The 18,726-nt window shown below is 32.4% G+C and carries 21 protein-coding genes; 4 read left to right on the top strand and 17 right to left on the bottom strand.

Annotation, left to right across the window (positions count from 1 at the left end):
* Positions 1-119: 119 nt before the first annotated feature.
* Entirely contained in the window at positions 120-941 is an 822-nt protein-coding gene (locus LQ611_RS08790) for an inositol monophosphatase family protein (RefSeq protein ID WP_025905163.1), read from the bottom strand.
* Positions 942-1,045: 104 nt separating this feature from the next.
* Between LQ611_RS08790 and LQ611_RS08785 the strand changes: the two genes are divergently transcribed.
* Complete coding sequence (locus LQ611_RS08785) at positions 1,046-1,657, top strand: YktB family protein (protein ID WP_107565776.1); 612 nt, start codon at positions 1,046-1,048, stop codon at positions 1,655-1,657.
* Positions 1,658-1,710: 53 nt separating this feature from the next.
* Here LQ611_RS08785 and LQ611_RS08780 read toward each other — a convergent pair whose 3' ends face one another.
* The 13 genes from LQ611_RS08780 to LQ611_RS08720 all read right to left on the bottom strand — a co-directional run bounded on the left by LQ611_RS08780 (position 1,711) and on the right by LQ611_RS08720 (position 13,758).
* Entirely contained in the window at positions 1,711-2,229 is a 519-nt protein-coding gene (locus LQ611_RS08780) for a DUF4064 domain-containing protein (RefSeq protein ID WP_107565775.1), read from the bottom strand.
* 47 nt (positions 2,230-2,276) lie between these two features.
* Positions 2,277-3,269, bottom strand: coding sequence for a DUF4064 domain-containing protein (locus LQ611_RS08775; protein ID WP_107565774.1), 993 nt, complete (start codon positions 3,267-3,269; stop codon positions 2,277-2,279).
* A 78-nt stretch (positions 3,270-3,347) separates the two neighbouring features.
* Positions 3,348-4,421, bottom strand: a complete 1,074-nt coding sequence (locus tag LQ611_RS08770; protein WP_107565773.1) for an ABC transporter substrate-binding protein — start codon at positions 4,419-4,421, stop codon at positions 3,348-3,350.
* Positions 4,418-5,230: an ABC transporter permease gene (locus tag LQ611_RS08765; protein WP_025905168.1), complete on the bottom strand. Its 813-nt coding sequence runs from the start codon at positions 5,228-5,230 to the stop codon at positions 4,418-4,420. The genes LQ611_RS08770 and LQ611_RS08765 overlap by 4 nt, the downstream gene beginning before the upstream one ends.
* Before the next feature lies 1 nt (position 5,231).
* Positions 5,232-6,035 carry an ABC transporter permease gene (locus LQ611_RS08760; protein ID WP_107565772.1) on the bottom strand — a complete coding sequence of 268 codons (804 nt, stop codon included), beginning with the start codon at positions 6,033-6,035 and terminating at the stop codon, positions 5,232-5,234.
* On the bottom strand, positions 6,028-7,125 hold the full coding sequence (locus LQ611_RS08755) for an ABC transporter ATP-binding protein (RefSeq protein ID WP_107565771.1): 1,098 nt from the start codon (positions 7,123-7,125) through the stop codon (positions 6,028-6,030). The genes LQ611_RS08760 and LQ611_RS08755 overlap by 8 nt, the downstream gene beginning before the upstream one ends.
* A 10-nt stretch (positions 7,126-7,135) precedes the next feature.
* Positions 7,136-7,678 carry a helix-turn-helix domain-containing protein gene (locus LQ611_RS08750; RefSeq protein ID WP_025905171.1) on the bottom strand — a complete coding sequence of 181 codons (543 nt, stop codon included), beginning with the start codon at positions 7,676-7,678 and terminating at the stop codon, positions 7,136-7,138.
* Between the two features lie 114 nt (positions 7,679-7,792).
* Positions 7,793-8,065 (bottom strand): UPF0223 family protein, encoded by a 273-nt coding sequence (locus LQ611_RS08745; protein ID WP_103360510.1) that lies wholly within the window; start codon positions 8,063-8,065, stop codon positions 7,793-7,795.
* A gap of 64 nt (positions 8,066-8,129) precedes the next feature.
* Entirely contained in the window at positions 8,130-9,536 is a 1,407-nt protein-coding gene (gene lpdA, locus LQ611_RS08740; RefSeq protein WP_025905173.1) for a dihydrolipoyl dehydrogenase, read from the bottom strand.
* A gap of 2 nt (positions 9,537-9,538) precedes the next feature.
* Positions 9,539-10,825 carry a dihydrolipoamide acetyltransferase family protein gene (locus LQ611_RS08735; RefSeq protein ID WP_107565770.1) on the bottom strand — a complete coding sequence of 429 codons (1,287 nt, stop codon included), beginning with the start codon at positions 10,823-10,825 and terminating at the stop codon, positions 9,539-9,541.
* A gap of 42 nt (positions 10,826-10,867) precedes the next feature.
* On the bottom strand, positions 10,868-11,845 hold the full coding sequence (locus tag LQ611_RS08730) for an alpha-ketoacid dehydrogenase subunit beta (protein WP_025905175.1): 978 nt from the start codon (positions 11,843-11,845) through the stop codon (positions 10,868-10,870).
* Between the two features lie 3 nt (positions 11,846-11,848).
* On the bottom strand, positions 11,849-12,961 hold the full coding sequence (gene pdhA / locus LQ611_RS08725; protein ID WP_025905176.1) for a pyruvate dehydrogenase (acetyl-transferring) E1 component subunit alpha: 1,113 nt from the start codon (positions 12,959-12,961) through the stop codon (positions 11,849-11,851).
* Between the two features lie 164 nt (positions 12,962-13,125).
* The gene (locus tag LQ611_RS08720; protein ID WP_103360508.1) at positions 13,126-13,758 is read right to left on the bottom strand and encodes a YkyA family protein; all 633 of its coding nucleotides are present in this window, start codon (positions 13,756-13,758) and stop codon (positions 13,126-13,128) included.
* Positions 13,759-13,879: 121 nt separating this feature from the next.
* On the opposite strand from LQ611_RS08720, the gene def reads away from it, so the two are divergent.
* Complete coding sequence (gene def / locus LQ611_RS08715; protein WP_025905178.1) at positions 13,880-14,434, top strand: peptide deformylase; 555 nt, start codon at positions 13,880-13,882, stop codon at positions 14,432-14,434.
* Positions 14,435-14,818: 384 nt separating this feature from the next.
* Here def and LQ611_RS08710 read toward each other — a convergent pair whose 3' ends face one another.
* Positions 14,819-15,091: a hypothetical protein gene (locus LQ611_RS08710; RefSeq protein ID WP_025905179.1), complete on the bottom strand. Its 273-nt coding sequence runs from the start codon at positions 15,089-15,091 to the stop codon at positions 14,819-14,821.
* A gap of 12 nt (positions 15,092-15,103) precedes the next feature.
* Positions 15,104-15,883, bottom strand: a complete 780-nt coding sequence (locus tag LQ611_RS08705) for a Cof-type HAD-IIB family hydrolase (RefSeq protein WP_107565768.1) — start codon at positions 15,881-15,883, stop codon at positions 15,104-15,106.
* Positions 15,884-16,119: 236 nt separating this feature from the next.
* Here LQ611_RS08705 and LQ611_RS08700 point away from each other — a divergent pair, with 236 nt between their 5' ends.
* Together LQ611_RS08700 and rnjA are read left to right on the top strand one after the other, a co-directional pair.
* Positions 16,120-16,332, top strand: coding sequence for a DNA-dependent RNA polymerase subunit epsilon (locus LQ611_RS08700; RefSeq protein ID WP_025905181.1), 213 nt, complete (start codon positions 16,120-16,122; stop codon positions 16,330-16,332).
* Positions 16,333-18,006 carry a ribonuclease J1 gene (rnjA, locus tag LQ611_RS08695; protein ID WP_107565767.1) on the top strand — a complete coding sequence of 558 codons (1,674 nt, stop codon included), beginning with the start codon at positions 16,333-16,335 and terminating at the stop codon, positions 18,004-18,006. It abuts the gene before it with no gap.
* Between the two features lie 43 nt (positions 18,007-18,049).
* Here the strand turns inward: rnjA and LQ611_RS08690 are convergent, their stop codons facing one another.
* A complete protein-coding gene (locus tag LQ611_RS08690; RefSeq protein WP_025905183.1) occupies positions 18,050-18,712 on the bottom strand; it encodes a potassium channel family protein in 663 nt (220 codons plus the stop codon).
* Positions 18,713-18,726 lie beyond the last annotated feature (14 nt).

Raw genomic sequence — 18,726 nt, 5'->3', positions numbered from 1 at the left:
TTTAATCATGATTTTAGTGGAAAATATTAATCCATATAAAAAAACAAACTGAACTTATAAATTTAAGTTCAGTTTGTCCACAGTCTGAGGCTTAAACAATAATTGTTTAAGCCCACTTCCTATTTTCCTTTAAATCTTTCTGTATGAATTTGTTCTAACATTGTCTTATATGGTAAGAAGTATTCATTCAATAGTTCTTGGTGAATTTTTTTATTGCCTATTAGTATTGAATTGGCTTCTAATATATTTAAGTGTTCTCCTAATTGGTTTGTTACAACTGCGCCTACTTCTTCTGCAATTATTAAGCCTCCTGCAAAGTCCCATGGATGTAATCGCATTGTTAAATACGCACTTGTATTGCCTTTTGCAACGTTAGCAAAGTCTAATGCTGCTGATCCGTATGCTCTTGTACTTCTTGCTTGATCAACAATCGGCATATAGATTTTAGCTAATTTTTCTTTTGTTAACCATAATGGATTTGTTGAAATTAAACTGGTCTTCAAATCAGTATCTTCTAATGGTTTAAGTTGTTCATTATTTAACCATGCCCCTTTACCAGCTATGGCGTGGTACATTTTATCGTTCATGACATCATATACAAATCCTGCATATTTTTCGCCATCAATAAAAATACCGATTGAAATGGCAAAATTCTCTTGTTGATGTACAAAGTTTAGCGTGCCATCTATTGGGTCAACAATCCATAAGACGCCCTCTGTATTATCAATATCTGTGCCGTGACCTTCTTCTCCTAAAATACGATGTTCTGGATATGTAGATTTAATTTGATTAAATAATCTTTCTTCTGTTTCTTTATCTATATTTGTCACTAAATCATTAGGATTTGACTTTGTTTCTATTTGAATATCGTCATCTATTGAATCACGAATAATTTGACCCGCTTCTTGTATTATTTGATAAGCAAATTTGTATATTTCCATGACAAAACCTCCTATGTTATTTTTATATTAGCATTGTTCTTTATATATTCAAAAAAATTTATGATAAAATATTGTTAAGTACCACAGTTATAAGGAGGACAACTATGACTAAGTATACGTTTAAACAAAAAGATTTTAAAGTTTTTAGTGTTGAAGGTTTAGAAAATAGGATGCAAGCACTAGACGAACAAGTAAGACCACAATTACATGCTTTAGGTGAAAGATATACAAAATATTTAACTGAACAAACTGGAGATACATTCCATTACCATGTTGCAAAACATGCGAGAAGAACTGTTAATCCCCCTAAAGATACTTGGGTAGCATTTGCAACTAATCAACGTGGATATAAAATGTTACCACATTTTCAAATTGGTTTATTTGAATCACAATTATTTATAATGTTTGGTGTTATGCATGAAAATAAAAATAAAGGTCAAATGGCTGACTTTTTAAATAAAAACTTTAACTTATTAGAAGACTTACCTAGTGATTATTCATTATGTTTTGATCATTATAATATTGATAAATCTCCTATTGATTCATTATCTACAGAAGATTTGAAACATCATATAAAGAGATTAAAAGATATTAAAAAAGCTGAGTTCTTCGTAGCACGTACTTTAGATCCTAAGTCTGATGTATTAAAAACAGATAAATCATTTACTGCATTTTTAGATGAAACATTTGAAGAATTAATTAAATTTTATAGTTAATACTTAAAACAACAGCCCTTCAGTTCAATTCTGAAGGGCTGTTGTTTTATTAATTAATAAATATATGGGTCGTCATCTTTTTTCTTTTTATCTTCTGAATTAAACTGACTTTGTTGATGATTGTTATCGTCTAAATGATTATGGTCATTTTGGAAATTCACATCTTCAAATTGATGATTTTTTTCTTTTCTCACTAATAACATAATACCTGCAATAATTAATACAAGGAATGAAATAATGTTAAAGATAAGTATTGAAACAAGACCACCAAGTATAGCTGATATACCAGATAAAATTCTTTGTTTTTTTACAAATACTAATGCCACTATCGCTAATATAATACTGATGATTAGAATAACAAGCGCATAATTTATTAAACCACTCATAACCGATGATAATTCATCCACAGACACTTCATTTTGCAAATCTGGATTATTTTGCATTTGTCGCTCAAATTCCATTTTAAATTCAGCAGTATTTGAAAAAGATTTCGTTATAAATGCCATTACAATTCCAATTAATGAAAACACAGCACCTACGACAAGTAATATATATTCTGTTGTTCTTTTCATTTAAACCCTCCTAAAATTTGTCAATTATCATTATCTCAATCTGAATTTTATTTATCAAGTTTATGATCGTTTTTTTCTATATTTTGTTCGTCTTTATTTTTTTCTTCAAAATATTTTTTCTGTTGTTGCATTCTTTTTTCGTAATTCTTTCTTCTTTCAATTGTTGCATTAGGTTTTACTTTTTTAGGTTTCTTTTCTTTTTTCAGTTTATCAGGTTGAACTTGATACTCATCTGATTGTGTTGTTTCATAATTGTATGGATCTTCATGTCTTTGACCAATATTCTCTTGTTGATCAATATCGGACTGATCTGCATCATCTAAGTTTTCAACATTTGTTTCTTCTTGCTGATTTCTTTGTTTTTTATTTTGATGCTTTTTACTACGAGAAAGTACTTCCTCACTATGAGTCGTTTCAGTTTGTTCTACTGAGTCAACTTGTGCCGAACGCTCTTTCTCTTGTAGTGGTTCTTCTACATGTTCTTCTCTATATTGCTGTTTAGGTTCAACTCGTTGACGTTCTCTAGGCTGTGGTGGAATATTTTCGCGTTGATTTTCATAATAAGGTTGTTGTGGTGCCATACCTTGAACTGGTAATATTTTATCTTTTCTTACGAATAATAAAATACATACAATAAAGAAGAATAATGGTACAAGCACAATAAATAATGGAATTGTAATAATTGCTAAAAGTAAAAATACAAAAGCAGAAAATATTCTCCATCTCATTAAAACTAAACCAATAAATGAAAATATTAAAACAATAATCAAATAAATTATAAATAACCAAATACCATTTTGAATATTGAGTGCTACTTCACTAGCAGACATTAATTGTCCATTAGTTGTAATATTAATATTTAGTCTATTAATTAAAGTTTCTAGCCTATTTATATTTTCTGGATTATTTAATACGACAAGTGCAGCAAATAAAGATAAAGCTGTTATGCCCAATAAGATAATCCAAGCAAACCAGCCGAGAAATTTTTCTACACCTCTACCAACTGGCTGTCTCACATGTTCTACATATGAATTCATCATGTTTACCTCCTAATAATGAATTGGTTTTAATTATAACAAAAAAAGGGCTTTGTTTCTCACAAAGACCCTTTATAATGACTAATTAAGCGACATTTTAAATTTTAAAAAGGCTTCATTATACGCTACTATATTTTCTTTTCCTAAATCTTCATAAACTTCAAGTTTATTTCTTACTGAAGAATCAGGATAGAAACGCTCATCTTCTCTAACACTCTTATCTAAAAGATTATAAGAAGCTTTGTTTGGCGTTGCATATCCAACCCATTCTGCATTTTGCTTTCCATTCTTCTCTTCTAATAAGAAGTTAATAAATTTATGTGCGCCATCAACATTCTGTGCTGTCTTAGGTATAACGATATTATCAAACCATAAGTTTGAACCTTCTTTAGGTACGACAAAATCTAATTTATCATTTTCAGTCATGATATCAGCTGCCATACCACTCCAAACAACGGCTACATCCGATTCATTCTGAACCATCATTGTATTAATTTCATCGCCTACAACACCTCGAACATTAGGTGATAACTTAATTAATTTATCTTGTGCTTTTTTCAGTTTTTGTTTATTTGTTTCATTTAAACTTTCATTCATACTATTTAATGCAAATCCTATACCTTCTCTTGATCCATCAACAATTAATACATCATCTTTAAGACGCTTATCCCAAAGACTATTCCATGTGTTAAAATTGATACCTTTCGTTGTTTCAGGATTGTACAAAATACCTACTGTCCCCCAAAAATAAGGTACGGAGTATTTATTTCCTGGATCAAATGGTAGATTCATAAAATCTTTATCAATATTTTTTAAATTCGGTACTTTTTTATGATCAATTGGTATTAATAACTTTTCTTTTTTCATTTTTTCAACAGTATACTCACTTGGCACTGCAACATCATATGCTGTACCACCGTTTTTAATTTTAGCCATCATCGCTTCATTTGAATCAAACGTTTCGTATACGACTTTAATACCTGTTCGTTTTTCAAATTTTTTCGTTAAATCTGGGTCAATATATTCTCCCCAGTTATATACATAAATGACATTCTTTTTTCCTTTAGAAGGAGGCGGATCAATTAATTTAGTAGATAACATTAACAATGCCCCTACAACAATTGAGATGCCGACTAACTGTATTAATTGTTTCATCTTATAATGCCCCCTCTTTTTTCAAGTCTTTTTTGTTGGCTTCTTTTTAAGAAATAATATCCTAAAATCAGTATCATGACTAACGCAAATAGTAATGTAGAAATCGCATTGATTTCCATCGTAATACCTTTTCTAGCCATTGAATATACTTCAACAGATAATACGCTAAAGCCACTACCTGTCACAAAAAAGCTCACTGTAAAGTCATCTAACGAGTACGTAAGTGCCATAAAGAATCCACCAATTGCACCAGGTAGAATATGAGGTATCACAACTTTAATAAGTGTTTGCCATGAAGTTGCACCTAAATCTTTAGCAGCGTCAATCATAGATGTATTCATATCATATAGCTTAGGAAGTACTAAAAGCACGACTATTGGTACACAAAATGCTATATGAGATATTAATACTGACCAGAAACCAAGCCCCATACCTGTATAGTGACCAATAACAGTAAATAACAGTAAAAATGATGATCCGATTACAACATCAGAACTTACCATTAAGATATTATTCAATGTTAATAATCCGACTTTTAATTTTTTATTTCTTAAGTAATAAATACCTATCGCGCCACATATTCCGATTAAAGTAGAAATACTCGCGGCCAACAATGCAATCGCAATGGTATTCACAATAATCACTAACAAGCGTTTATTTTGAAACACTGATGTGTAATGATCAAAAGTAAAGCCTTTAAAGTGCGTCATGTTACCTGCACCGTTAAATGAATAAAATATTAAGAAAAAGATAGGCAAGTATAGAAATATAAGTATGATTGTAAAATAAATTTTTCCTGTTAATTTCATACTATACCTCCTTATTCTCTGATTTAGATTTCGTAATAATAAGTATAAGTGCCATAGCTAATATTAAGAACACAGCTATCGTAGAACCCATACCATAATTTTGTGTAACTAAAAACTGTTCTTGAATTGCTGTACCTAAGTTAACAACTTTATTACCTGCGATTAAACGTGTAATCATAAATAATGATAATGCGGGTATAAATGTAATTTGAATACCCGTTTTCACACCTTCTAATGTTAAAGGCACGATTACATTTTTAAATGTTGTAAAACTATTTGCACCTAAATCTCTTGAAGCTTGTAATAAATTCTCTGGTATTTCATCCATTGAATTAAAGATTGGTAACAGCATAAACGGAATATAAATATAAACCGAAACAATGATAAACGCTGTACTTGTAAATAATAATTCTGTTGATGGTACGTGAAATATACTTAAGATTTTATTTAATAAACCATCATGACTAAGAATACCAATAAAAGCATACGTTTTAAGTAACAAGTTAATCCAAGTTGGCAATATAACAAGCAATAATAATATATCTTTATGTTTCGCATTTCTTAGTGTTAACGCTAAAGGATAACTAATTAATAAACAAAAGAAAGTAATAACTAATGCATACCAAGCTGAACTTAAAGTCATTTCTAAATAACTACTTGTAAAAAAGTTTCTGTAATTCTCGAATGAAAAGTGTCCATGAATATCAAGTAATGATGCATAGAAAATCATAGCAATCGGAACGATAATAAATAATACTATCCATATCATGTAAGGTACGAGTAATAATGATTTTATTTTATGCATGTTCCTCATCCTCATAGCTTTCAATTCGACGATCAAATTCTTCTTCAGTTTCACCTGGCAACATAATATGAATCGCTTCTGAATCAAAATCAAGTCCTACTGTTTCACCGATTGTTGCTTTTTTCGTCGTTTGGATAATCCATTCATTTCCTTGCGCATCATAACAACAAATTTCATAATGAACACCTCTAAATAATTGAGAGTCAACTACTGCAGAGATACGACCTTCATTCTCTGATTTAATCGTGATATCTTCTGGACGAATCACGACGTCAACTTTAGCATCTTTCTCAAATCCAGCATCTACACATTCATATGGAATACCGTACATTTCAACAACATAATCCCGTTTCATAACACCTGTAACGATATTAGATTCTCCAATGAAATCAGCTACGAATTTATTAACAGGTTCGTCATATATGTCGACAGGCGTACCACTTTGTTGAATTTTACCGTCTTTCATAACAAATATGTAATCACTCATTGCTAATGCTTCTTCTTGGTCATGTGTAACAAATATAAACGTAATACCTAGTCGTTGTTGCAATTCACGTAATTCATATTGCATTTCCGTTCTTAACTTTAAGTCTAAAGCTGATAATGGTTCATCAAGCAAGATAATTTCAGGTTCATTCGCAATTGCTCTAGCAATCGCAACACGTTGCTTTTGCCCACCACTCATTTCAGTGATTTTACGTTGTTCATATCCTTCAAGTTTTACTAATTTTAATGCTTCTTTTACTTTAGTTTGAATATCTTTTTTATTTAACTTTTTTATTTTTAGTCCGAATGCTACATTGTCGTATACATTTAAATGAGGAAATAATGCGTAATCTTGGAACACAGTATTAACTTTCCTATTATTTGCTGGCACTTTATTAATAATATTATTATTAAACAAAATATTACCTTTAGTTGGTGTTTCAAATCCTGCTATCAATTTTAAAATAGTTGTTTTACCACAACCTGACGGACCTAATAATGTATAAAATTTACCTTCTTCAATTTCAAAACTGACATCATCTAATACTTGCGTGTTATTAAAGTTCTTTGAAATGCCTTCGAACTTTATGATTGGTTGTTTCATGCCTTACCTCCTATAAATACGATTCTGTAGCTACAATCAATACTTCAGCATCTTTGCTAGATTGATTTAAAAACTGATGCGTTTCATGCGCTTTAAAATAAAAACATTCTCCACTTTTAGCAGTATATGTTTGATTCCCTATATTCAAAGTTATGAATCCTTTTTTAACATATGCAAATGTTTCAGAATTTGATGGGCTAAATGCTTTATATTTAGATCCACTTTTCAAAGTGATAATTACAGGTTCCATTTCAAATTCATTGGAATCTGGAACGAGCCATTTTATTTTGTAACCTAAATCATATTCATCATATATCGTGTGTTCTTGTTCAGGATAATGTATACGAGCTTGATACAATTTCTCATTAAAAAACTCACTCGGTTCAACCCCTAATACATCTAAAATATTCAAAAAAGTCTCCATAGATGGTGAAGATAAATTTCTTTCTAATTGCGAAATATATCCTTTAGATAAATCTGTACGCTCTCCAAGTTCTTCTTGTGTTAGGTTCTTTTGATACCTTAAATTTTTAAGTTTTTCTCCTATATTCATAAATCCCCCAAGAAAGTGTAATGTTTACTTTTACTAAACATTAAGTTTAGTACCTTTAATAAAATAACAGAAATCATTTTATAGTTCAACACTTTTTTGGGGGATTTTATAATATTATTTAACTGAAATCGTTGTCGCTTCTTTATTCTCTTTTAAAGCTTTAACAACTTTATAGCCATCATAACCACTTTCTTCTTTGAAAGCTTTATAAAAATTATTCTCATCAGCTTTACCAGGAATAATTTTTTTAAAATTTTTATATGCTTGGTCTAATTGTTCTCTATTTGCTTCACTTTCATATGCATCTTCTATAAGATTATAGAAAGCCATCACTTCGAGAATCTCTTCTTGCGTCCAATCCACATCTATTGGATAACTGTACTCCATGTTTTTTACTCCTTTACAAAAAAAGGCTGGGACATAAATATGTCTCAGCCTTATATTTTTATGATTACATTGTATGGATAGGTGTTCCTAATGCTACTTCTGCAGCTTCCATAGAAATTTCACCTAATGTTGGGTGAGCATGAATTGTTAATGATACGTCTTCAGCTGTCATACCTGTTTCAATTGCTAAACCTAATTCAGCAATGATATCTGAAGCGCCTGTACCAGCAACTTGTGCACCAATTAGAAGACCATTTTCTTTTAAAGCGATAAGTTTAACGAAACCAGCAGTTTCATTTAATGCTAATGCACGACCATTTGCAGCAAATGGGAACTTAGCAGCTTTAATTTCTAATCCTTCTTCTTTAGCGCTAGCTTCTGTGTAACCTACTGTAGCTAATTCTGGCTCAGTGAAACATACTGCAGGAATACCTAAGTAATCTACAGCTGATTTTTCACCAGCAATTGCTTCAGCAGCAACTTTAGCTTCGTAACTTGCTTTATGAGCAAGTGGAGGTCCAGCAACGATATCACCGATTGCATAGATATTGCTAATTGAAGTACGGCTTTGTTCGTCAACTTCAACTAAACCACGATCTGACATTTTTAGACCTAATTCTTCAAGACCTAATTCATCAGTATTTGGTCGACGTCCTACTGTAACTAATACATAGTCAGCATCGATTTCTTTTGTTTCTCCGCCAGCTTCGTAAGTAACTTTAACGCCGTTATCAGTTTCTTCAGCTGATTTAGCCATCGCTTCTGTTACGATTTCTACACCTTTAGCTTTAAGACCTTTTTTAACGATTTGAGTCATTTGCTTTTCAAATCCGCCTAAAATGTCTTTAGCACCTTCAAGGATTGTTACTTCAGAACCAAAGTTAGCATATGCAGTACCTAGCTCAGATCCAATGTATCCGCCACCTACTACTACTAATTTTTTAGGTACTTCTTGAAGTGATAATGCACCTGTAGAATCGATTACACGTTTACCAAATTTGAAATTAGGAATTTCGATTGGACGTGAACCAGTTGCGATAATAGCATTTTTGAAAGTATAAGTTTGAGATGCTTTTTCAGTCATAACTTTTAAGTTATTTTCATCTACAAAATATGCTTCTCCGTTAACAACATCGATTTTGTTACCTTTCATTAATCCAGCAACGCCGCCTGTTAATTTTTTAACAACGCCATTTTTGAATTCTTGAACTTTTTCGAAGTTTAATGCTACTTTCTCAGCTACAACACCCATATCTTCTGAATGTTGAGCATTGTGGAAACGGTGTGATGCTGATAATAAAGCTTTAGATGGGATACAACCAACGTTTAAACATACGCCACCTAATTCGCCTTTTTCAACGATTGTTACTTTTTGTCCTAATTGTGCTGCACGAATTGCTGCAACATATCCACCAGGACCTGCTCCAATTACAATAGTATCTGTTTCAATAGGAAAATCTCCAACTACCATTTTTACCCCTCCATTAATAATAATTCTGGATTATTTAATAATCTCTTAATATGGTTCATTGCATTTTGTCCAGTAGCACCATCAATTTGTCTGTGGTCGAAACTTAATGATAGTGATAATACAGGTGCAGCAATAATTTCTCCATCTTTAACGATAGGTTTTTGAGCAATACGACCGATACCTAAAATAGCTACTTCAGGATGGTTGATTACTGGTGTAAACCATTGTCCACCTGCTGAACCGATATTACTTATCGTACATGTTGCGCCTTTCATTTCGTTAGCTTGTAGTTTACCGTCACGTGCTTTAACAGCTAATTCGTTAATTTCATCAGAAATTTCGAACATTGATTTGTGATCAGCATTTTTAACTACTGGTACTAATAAACCACGATCAGTATCCGCAGCTATACCTATATTATAGTAATGTTTATGAACAATTTCACCATTTTCTTCATCAAATTCAGTATTTAATGCTGGGTATTTCTTAAGTGCAGATACTAATGCTTTAACAACATATGGTAAGAATGTTAATTTAGTACCTTGCTCAGCAGCAACTTCTTTGAATTTTTTACGGTGATCCCATAGTTCTTGAACATCAATTTCATCCATTAATGTTACGTGAGGTGCAGTATGCTTAGAGTTAACCATTGCTTTAGCAATTGCTTTACGCATAGCTGGTATTTTCTCACGAGTTTCAGGGAATTCTCCTTCTGGTACTTGTGGAGATTGTACTGCTTGTGTATCTTCAGATGAAGTTTGAGCTTCTTCTTTAGCTGGTTGCTCTGTAGTAGCGCCACCATTTAAGTATGCTTCAACGTCTTCTTTTAAGATACGGCCATTTTTACCTGAACCTGAAACAGCTTTAATATTTACATCGTTATCACGAGCAAATTTACGAACTGAAGGCATAGCAATTACACGTTTAGACTCATCAACATTTTCTGATTGAGTTTCAGTAGTTGCTTCTTCTTTAGCTTCTTCAGCTGGTGCTTCTTCTTTAGTTTCTTCTTCATCGTCGTCATGACCTTTGAATTGTAAACCTTCTGCATCAGGTGCATCAATTTTAACAATTGTATCACCAACAACAGATACTGTACCTTCTTCAACCATAACTTCTTCAATTTTGCCTGCAACAGGTGATGGAATTTCAACGACAGATTTATCATTTTGAACTTCACATAATACATCGTCTTCTTGAATTTCGTCTCCTGCTTTAACAAACCATTTTACAATTTCACCTTCGTGGATACCTTCACCGATATCTGGTAATTTAAATTCGAATGACACGATTTTTTCCTCCTAAATATTAAATCCTTATTTTAATGCGCATTAAAACTCTAATGTTTCTTTAGCTTGCGCTACGATATCTTTTTTGTTTGGTAACCAAACACCTTCAGCTTGTGTGAATGGATAAATAGTGTCAGCAGCTGCCACACGTGCAATAGGAGCTTCTAATGAAAGAACAGCTCTTTCAGAAATTTCAGCTACAACATTTGCGCCAACGCCTGCTTGTTTTTGAGCTTCTTGAACTACGATTACACGGTTTGTTTTTTCTACTGATTTAACAATTGTTTCAATATCTAATGGTTGAACAGTGATTAAGTCAATAACTTCAACTGAATAACCATCTTTTTCTAAATCTTCAGCTGCTTTTAATGATTCTTGAACCATTGCACCATAAGTGATGATTGTTAAATCTGTACCTTCACGTTTAACTTTAGCTTTACCGATTTCTACTTCGTACTCTTCTTCAGGTACTTCTTCACGGAATGAACGGTATAACTTCATGTGTTCTAAATAAACAACTGGGTCATTACTGCGGATTGCAGAAATTAATAATCCTTTAGCATCGTAAGGGTTTGAAGGAATAACAACTTTCAAACCTGGAGATTGTGCTACTAAACCTTCTAAGTTGTCTGCGTGTAATTCTGGTGTATGCACACCACCACCAAATGGCGCACGGATTGTGATTGGAGCCACTTTAGAGTTACCTGAACGGAAACGGTGACGAGCTATTTGACCAGCAATTGAGTCCATAACTTCAAATACGAAACCAAAGAATTGGATTTCCATGACAGGACGGTAACCTTCAAGCGTTAAACCTAAAGCTAGACCACCAATACCTGATTCAGCTAGAGGTGTATCAAATACACGATCTTCACCGAATTCTTTTTGTAAACCTTCTGTTGCACGGAATACACCGCCGTTTACACCAACGTCTTCACCGAATAATAGAACATCTTCGTCTCTTTTTAATTCGTTTTGAAGCGCATTGTTAATCGCTTGAATCATTGTCATTTGTGCCATGACTTATTTCGACTCCTTCTCTTTGTAAATTTCATATTGTTCAGCTAAATTGTAAGGCATTTCTTCATACATATTTTCCATTAAGTCTGTAACTTTTTGTTTAGGCGTATTATCTGCCTCTTTAATAGCTGTTTTAATTTCTTCTTTAGCTTTTTCCATTACTTCGTTTTCTTTTTCTTCAGACCATAAGTTTTTCGCTTCAAGATATTTTCTGAAACGTACTAATGGATCTTTCTTTTCCCAATCAGAATCTTCATCAGAAGTTCTGTAACGAGTTGGATCGTCACCAGCCATTGTATGTGGACCGTAACGGTAAGTTAATGTTTCGATTAATGATGGACCTTCACCATTTACTGCACGTTCACGCGCTTGTTTAGTTACTGCATATACTGCTAATGCATCCATTCCATCTACTAATACACCTGGAATACCAACTGCTACTGATTTTTGAGCTAATGTTTTAGCAGCTGTTTGTTTGTCACGAGGTGTTGAAATCGCATAGTTGTTATTTTGGATAACGAAAATTGCAGGTGCTTTGTAAGCAGAAGCAAAGTTGATACCTTCATAGAAGTCACCTTGTGAAGAACCGCCATCACCAGTGTAAGTAATTGCAACATTTTTCTTACCACGTTTTTTAAGACCTAGTGCTACACCAGCTGTTTGAATAAACTGTGCACCGATAATAATTTGTGGACTTAAAGCATTAACACCTTCTGGGAATTGGTTTCCAATAAAGTGTCCACGTGAGAATAAGAAAGCTTTTGTTAATGGTAAACCATGCCAAATTAATTGTGGCACATCACGGTAACCAGGTAATACATAGTCTTCTTTCTCTAACGCATAATGTGAAGCTAATTGTGAAGCTTCTTGTCCAGCTGTTGGTGCATAGAAACCTAAACGTCCTTGTCTATTTAATGAAATAGAACGTTGATCTAGAACACGAGTCCAAACCATTCTTTCCATTAATTCAACAAGTTCTTCGTCAGATAAGTCCGGTAACAAGTCACTATTTACGACATTTCCTTCTTCATCTAAAACTTGAACCATTTCAAACTTAGACTCTATTTCATTTAAAGTCGCTACTGCATCGAATTGGGCTTTTTTTCTCGGAGCCATTCAATTCACCATACCTTTCCCTATATTAAATAATCATTTCTTAATCATTCTAACACAAAACTGTTTTACTGTTAAATAAAAAATACTAACATCTTAAAAACCCCACAAATTAAAGGTTTTTATGTAACTGTACTAAAACATAATATTAGCTGTACTAATACAAATTATTTATCTAAAATAGCTGAAACATCTTTCTTTTCTTGTTGTACTTTTCTTAAAGTGTTTTGATAATCTGTTACAACTTTTTCAGTCTTTTTATTAACTTCAGTTAATTTAGAAGAACGATCATTTGCACCTTTTTGTGTAGCATTGTCTTTTGATAGATAACTAAATAAATCTTTTTCAGTTTTTAATACTTCTTGATAGGCATTCATTACTTCATTATGTAGTTTATACTTTTCATCTAATGCATTCTTTAAATCTTTAGCTTCTTTCAATTGTTCTTCATCTTCTATATTTTTATAGTCTTTTTTAGATGAATCATAAATGTCCTTAGATTTCTTCATTGCAGCTTTTTCATCTTTTACAATTTCTTCTCTATCTTTTATACCGTCAGTTAATTCTTGCGCTTTTGCTTTAAAGTCATCATTTTTAGCTTTATTTAATGCTTCGATTTTTTGAACTTTATCTTTTTCTGCCTTAGTCATTTTCTCATTTAAATCAACAATAACTTTTTCTTCTTTATTTGCTTTTTCAACTTTGTTATAAAAAGATTCAAGTGATTCTTTAGATTGACCACATGCTGTTAAAATTATTGAAGTCGCTAATGTTAATGTTACAAATTTCTTGCCAATCATTGGTAATTCCTCCTTTTAATCCTATCAATATGTTACTCTGTTTTTTTTATTTATACAATTAATAATAGATGTAAAAATGACCAGTTTTTGATAATATTTTATATGAGGAAGGTGCATGTAAATGATAACGATGGAAAATATTATTCGTGACGGCCACGAAACTCTTAGAAAGAAAGCCGAAGAAGTAGAATTACCAGTATCGACTGAAGACAAAGAAACATTAAATGAAATGATGGAATTCCTAAAGAACTCTCAAGATGAAGATCTTGCTAAAAAATACAAATTACGTTCTGGCGTAGGACTAGCCGCTCCACAAATCAATGTTTCTAAAAAAATGTTAGCTGTATATATACAAGATGACGGAAAAGGAAACCAAATCGAACTTCAACTTATCAATCCTAAAATCGTAAGCCATAGCGTACAAAAAGCATATTTAAATGGCGGAGAAGGATGCTTAAGTGTAGACGAAGCTAAACCAGGACTTGTTCATCGTAATTATAAAATAACAATTCAAGCATACGATATAGAAGGAAATCCATTTAAGAAAAGATTCAAAGGATATCCAGCAATCGTATTGCAACACGAAATCGATCATTTAAATGGCATCATGTTCTATGACTATATTAATGAAGAAGATCCATTCAAACCACTCGATGATGCAGTAGAAATTAATTAATAAGTATGATGATAAAAGAGCGAATACCATTCAGTCGGTATTCGCTCTTTTTAATTTCATTATTTTGAATTCTGGTAATTAGAACGCTGTATCTTCCATTATTCTGAATTCTGGTAATTAGGCGGACCATTCTTACGGACATTTCTCGGAATTCTGTCCCTAACTCGCACATCACCGTTCTTTCTCTCTTATCAAAAAAGAGGCTGGGACATAATGTAATGTCTTAGCCTCTTGTAGTATCTTGGCAGTAGATGACTGAATTGAAAATACGCTTGTACCAAGCTTTTTCCAATTCTAGTCATCCTTGCCGGGCGGGACTACGAAACCTTTTTTACAAATTAGATTTCTGTCCCGCTCCCTTTTTCTGTTTCATAATTTTGTTCATTACATAAATTCATCTCTTCGTTCGATGAAATGAATATTTTTTTCTTTTAATGCTTTTTGAATAGCGGTTAATTCATCCAAACTTAACCATTCTGGATCTTTGTTATGTCGAATGTAATGTGGATCTTGTTTAACATTATTAATCATTTCATCATAGTTATAGATCATTACAACTTCATTTTTTCGAATATTAAATTCTATTCCTTTAAATTGTTTGTCAGATCTGTTTTTTTCTGCATCGATTGTTTTGATGATGCGTTCGACCTTATCCATAAAATTCACATCCTATTCATCTATCAATCCTAATTCTATACATGCATAGTATATACCATTTTCACTTACATGTTTCGTTTCAAAATCACAAACTTCTTTTAGTGCGTCAACGGCATTCCCCATTGCTACACCACACCCTACTTCAGTGATCATTTCTACATCATTTGGTCCATCACCGAATGCAACTACTTCACTTAATGGGAATCCTAATTTATCACTGAGTTCTTTTATGCCTTCTGCTTTAGAACGATCATTTGGCACTACATCTCTACTTAGTGGATGCCATCTATAGAACTTCAATGCATTGAATTGATTATCGTACTTGTCATCTTCATCATCAGCATGGAAAATAAGTGCTTGATACACTGGGTGATCAAGATAATATGTATTGTGATATTCTGGGTAATCCATCTTTAATGTTCCAAGACTTTCAGAAATGTCGTTATCACTTTCTACATTTGCATATACTGCTGTTTCACCGAAAAATACTAGTGGATGATTATTCGCATGTGCTTTGTCTACTATACTCATAAGTTCCTCTTTATTTAATGGATATTTACTTATAATTTCTCCATTATATACAACAATTTGTCCGTTTAACGAAACAAAAGTATCAATACCTGTTTCTTTAATAACTTCTTTAAACATATACGGTGCTCTTCCTGTTGCAATTGCGACGATATGGCCAGCTTCTTTTAATTTTTTTATCGCATCAATAGTTGATTCTGGAATTTCTTTGTTTTCATCATAGATTGTACCATCTATATCGAAAAATATTAATTTCTTATTCAACTTTCATCGCCTCCTTATCTCTATTCTAGTTGATAATCAATATATATGAAAGATTTAGTTAAATATCTTTATTTATCTCTAATTATCATGTAAAATGAACTTATTAAAAAGGTATTTATATATTTTCATATAATTACTTTTAAAAATGTACGGGAATCAAATTTCGAAATTGACAAACCCTAGACTTAAAAACTAGGGCTTTATTTATGTTAATTAACCTAGGAGGATTTATATATATGGCAGTATTTAAAGTATTTTATCAAGAAGACAAAAGTGAAGTAATCGTACGTGAAAGTACACAAACAAAATATTTCGAAGGACAAACTGAAGAACAAGTTAGAAGATATTTATCTGACCGTAATTACAATATCGAATTTGTCCAAAAATTAGAGGGCGCTCATTTAGAATATGAAAAGAAATCAGATCACTTTAATGTGGAGACAATCTAAATGAAGCCTTTACAAAAAAATGAAGTAGGCGTATACGCACTGGGTGGTCTCGGTGAAATTGGTAAAAACACGTACGCCCTCGAATATCAAGATGAAATCATTGTCATCGATGCAGGTATTAAATTCCCTGATGACGATCTTCTTGGTATCGATTACGTGATACCAGATTATACGTACTTAATTCAAAATAAACATAAAGTGAAAGCTTTATTTATCACTCATGGACACGAAGACCATATTGGTGGTGTCCCATTTTTATTAAAACAAATGAATGTTCCGATTTATAGTGGACCACTTGCTTTAGGTCTTATTAGAAATAAATTGGAAGAACACAATTTATTGAAGACTGCTCAATTAAATGAAATTGATGAAGATTCAGAATTTGAATTTAAACATTTCAAGATTTCATTTTATTTAACAACTCATAGTATTCCAGAAGCATACGGGATTATTGCAGATACACCAGAAGGTAAAATCGTTCATACAGGTGACTTCAAATTTGATTTCACACCTGTTGGTAAACCTGCAAATATTGCCAAAATGGCTCAACTTGGTGAAGAAGGCGTATTATGTTTGTTATCAGACTCTACAAACTCTGAAGTTCCTAACTTTACATTAAGTGAAAAGGAAGTTGGACAAAACGTCGATGAGATTTTCCGTAAATGTTCTGGTAGAATTATTTTTGCAACATTTGCTTCTAATATTTATAGAGTTCAGCAAGCTGTTGAAGCAGCCGTTAAATACAATCGTAAGATCGTTGTCTTCGGTCGTTCAATGGAGAACAATATTAAAATTGGTACAGAATTAGGTTATATTAAAGTACCACCTGAAACATTTATTGAACCTAACAAAATTAATACCGTTCCTAAGCATGAAATTCTTATTTTATGTACAGGTTCTCAAGGTGAACCAATGGCAGCATTATCAAGAATTGCTAATGGTACACATAGACAAATCAGCATTATTCCAGATGATACAGTTGTATTCAGTTCATCACCTATTCCAGGTAACACTAAGAGTGTAAATAGAACAATCAACGCTTTATACAAAGCTGGCGCTGATGTTATTCATGGTAAATTATCAAACATTCATACTTCAGGTCACGGTTCACAAGATGAACAAAAATTAATGTTACGTTTAATTAAGCCTAAATATTTTATGCCGATTCATGGTGAATATAGAATGCTTAAGAAACATAGTGAAACTGGTGTGAACTGTGGTGTAGATCCAGATAATATCTTCGTATATGAAATTGGCGATGTCCTTGCACTTACAAAAGATTCTGCAAGATATGCTGGTCGTATTCCATCAGGAAATGTATTTGTTGATGGTAGCGGAATTGGAGATATCGGTAATGTCGTAATTAAAGACCGTAAAGTCCTTTCTGAAGAAGGTCTTGTAATAGTTGTTGTAAGTATAGATTTCAAAACGAAACAACTACTCTCAGGTCCAGATATCATCTCTAGAGGATTTGTATATATGAGAGAATCAGGTCATTTAATTTACGATGCACAACGATTAATCAAAAAAGCTGTTATTGAAAAGCTAAACAATAATGATAAAGTAGAATGGCATCACGTTAAATCTACAATTACTGAAGCTTTACAACCTTATTTATACGAAAAAACAGCTCGTAAACCAATGATTTTACCAATTATCATGAAAATTAAATAAAACATTAAAACACCCGTAATTTCTAAAAATTACGGGTGTTATTTTATTCGTTTACTAATTTTTTCTCAAATCTATTTAAATCATTGTCATGACCTATCACGATTAATATATCATGAAATTCAATATTTTCATTTGGATCTGGTGCTACGATGATATCTTTACCTCTTTTAACTGCAATGATATTTATACCGTAATTTGCACGTACATCCAATTCTAATATAGAACTACCAGCAAGTCTTTCTCCTGCTTTAATTTCTACAATTGAATACTCATCAGAGAGTTCTAAGTAGTCTAGTACAGATGCGCTAGCAACATTATGTGCGATACGACGACCCATATCTCTTTCTGGATGGACAACAGTATCCGCACCTATTTTATTCAAAATTTTAGCGTGATAATCGTTCTGAGCTTTAGCAGTAACTTTTTTAACACCTAATTCTTTAAGAATTAATGTTGTCAACGTACTTGCTTGTATATTCTCACCTATCGCAACAATGACATGATCGAAATTGCGTATACCTAAACTTTTCATGACCGCTTCATCTGTTGTATCTGCAATCACTGCATGTGTGGCGATATCACTGAACTCATTCACTCTTGCTTCATCTGCATCAATGGCCATTACATCCATATCTAAAGCATTGAGCTCTCTTACAATACTTCCGCCAAATCGGCCTAAACCTATAACTACATACTCCCTACTCATGATATGCCTCCATA

The organism is Mammaliicoccus sp. L-M44 (assembly GCF_022386355.1).
Lineage (GTDB): Bacteria > Bacillota > Bacilli > Staphylococcales > Staphylococcaceae > Mammaliicoccus > Mammaliicoccus sciuri_A.
Note: the sequence above shows the minus strand (reverse complement) of the source record. Positions and strands in the feature narration are given on the sequence as shown.

Bases quoted from the DNA above. Each gene is read 5' to 3' on its own strand.
- LQ611_RS08790 (WP_025905163.1), bottom strand. From the start codon at position 941: ATGGAAATATACAAATTTGCTTATCAAATAATACAAGAAGCGGGTCAA.
- LQ611_RS08785 (WP_107565776.1), top strand. From the start codon at position 1,046: ATGACTAAGTATACGTTTAAACAAAAAGATTTTAAAGTTTTTAGTGTT.
- LQ611_RS08780 (WP_107565775.1), bottom strand. From the start codon at position 2,229: ATGAAAAGAACAACAGAATATATATTACTTGTCGTAGGTGCTGTGTTT.
- LQ611_RS08775 (WP_107565774.1), bottom strand. From the start codon at position 3,269: ATGATGAATTCATATGTAGAACATGTGAGACAGCCAGTTGGTAGAGGT.
- LQ611_RS08770 (WP_107565773.1), bottom strand. From the start codon at position 4,421: ATGAAACAATTAATACAGTTAGTCGGCATCTCAATTGTTGTAGGGGCA.
- LQ611_RS08765 (WP_025905168.1), bottom strand. From the start codon at position 5,230: ATGAAATTAACAGGAAAAATTTATTTTACAATCATACTTATATTTCTA.
- LQ611_RS08760 (WP_107565772.1), bottom strand. From the start codon at position 6,035: ATGCATAAAATAAAATCATTATTACTCGTACCTTACATGATATGGATA.
- LQ611_RS08755 (WP_107565771.1), bottom strand. From the start codon at position 7,125: ATGAAACAACCAATCATAAAGTTCGAAGGCATTTCAAAGAACTTTAAT.
- LQ611_RS08750 (WP_025905171.1), bottom strand. From the start codon at position 7,678: ATGAATATAGGAGAAAAACTTAAAAATTTAAGGTATCAAAAGAACCTA.
- LQ611_RS08745 (WP_103360510.1), bottom strand. From the start codon at position 8,065: ATGGAGTACAGTTATCCAATAGATGTGGATTGGACGCAAGAAGAGATT.
- lpdA (WP_025905173.1), bottom strand. From the start codon at position 9,536: ATGGTAGTTGGAGATTTTCCTATTGAAACAGATACTATTGTAATTGGA.
- LQ611_RS08730 (WP_025905175.1), bottom strand. From the start codon at position 11,845: ATGGCACAAATGACAATGATTCAAGCGATTAACAATGCGCTTCAAAAC.
- pdhA (WP_025905176.1), bottom strand. From the start codon at position 12,961: ATGGCTCCGAGAAAAAAAGCCCAATTCGATGCAGTAGCGACTTTAAAT.
- LQ611_RS08720 (WP_103360508.1), bottom strand. From the start codon at position 13,758: ATGATTGGCAAGAAATTTGTAACATTAACATTAGCGACTTCAATAATT.
- def (WP_025905178.1), top strand. From the start codon at position 13,880: ATGATAACGATGGAAAATATTATTCGTGACGGCCACGAAACTCTTAGA.
- LQ611_RS08710 (WP_025905179.1), bottom strand. From the start codon at position 15,091: ATGGATAAGGTCGAACGCATCATCAAAACAATCGATGCAGAAAAAAAC.
- LQ611_RS08700 (WP_025905181.1), top strand. From the start codon at position 16,120: ATGGCAGTATTTAAAGTATTTTATCAAGAAGACAAAAGTGAAGTAATC.
- rnjA (WP_107565767.1), top strand. From the start codon at position 16,333: ATGAAGCCTTTACAAAAAAATGAAGTAGGCGTATACGCACTGGGTGGT.
- LQ611_RS08690 (WP_025905183.1), bottom strand. From the start codon at position 18,712: ATGAGTAGGGAGTATGTAGTTATAGGTTTAGGCCGATTTGGCGGAAGT.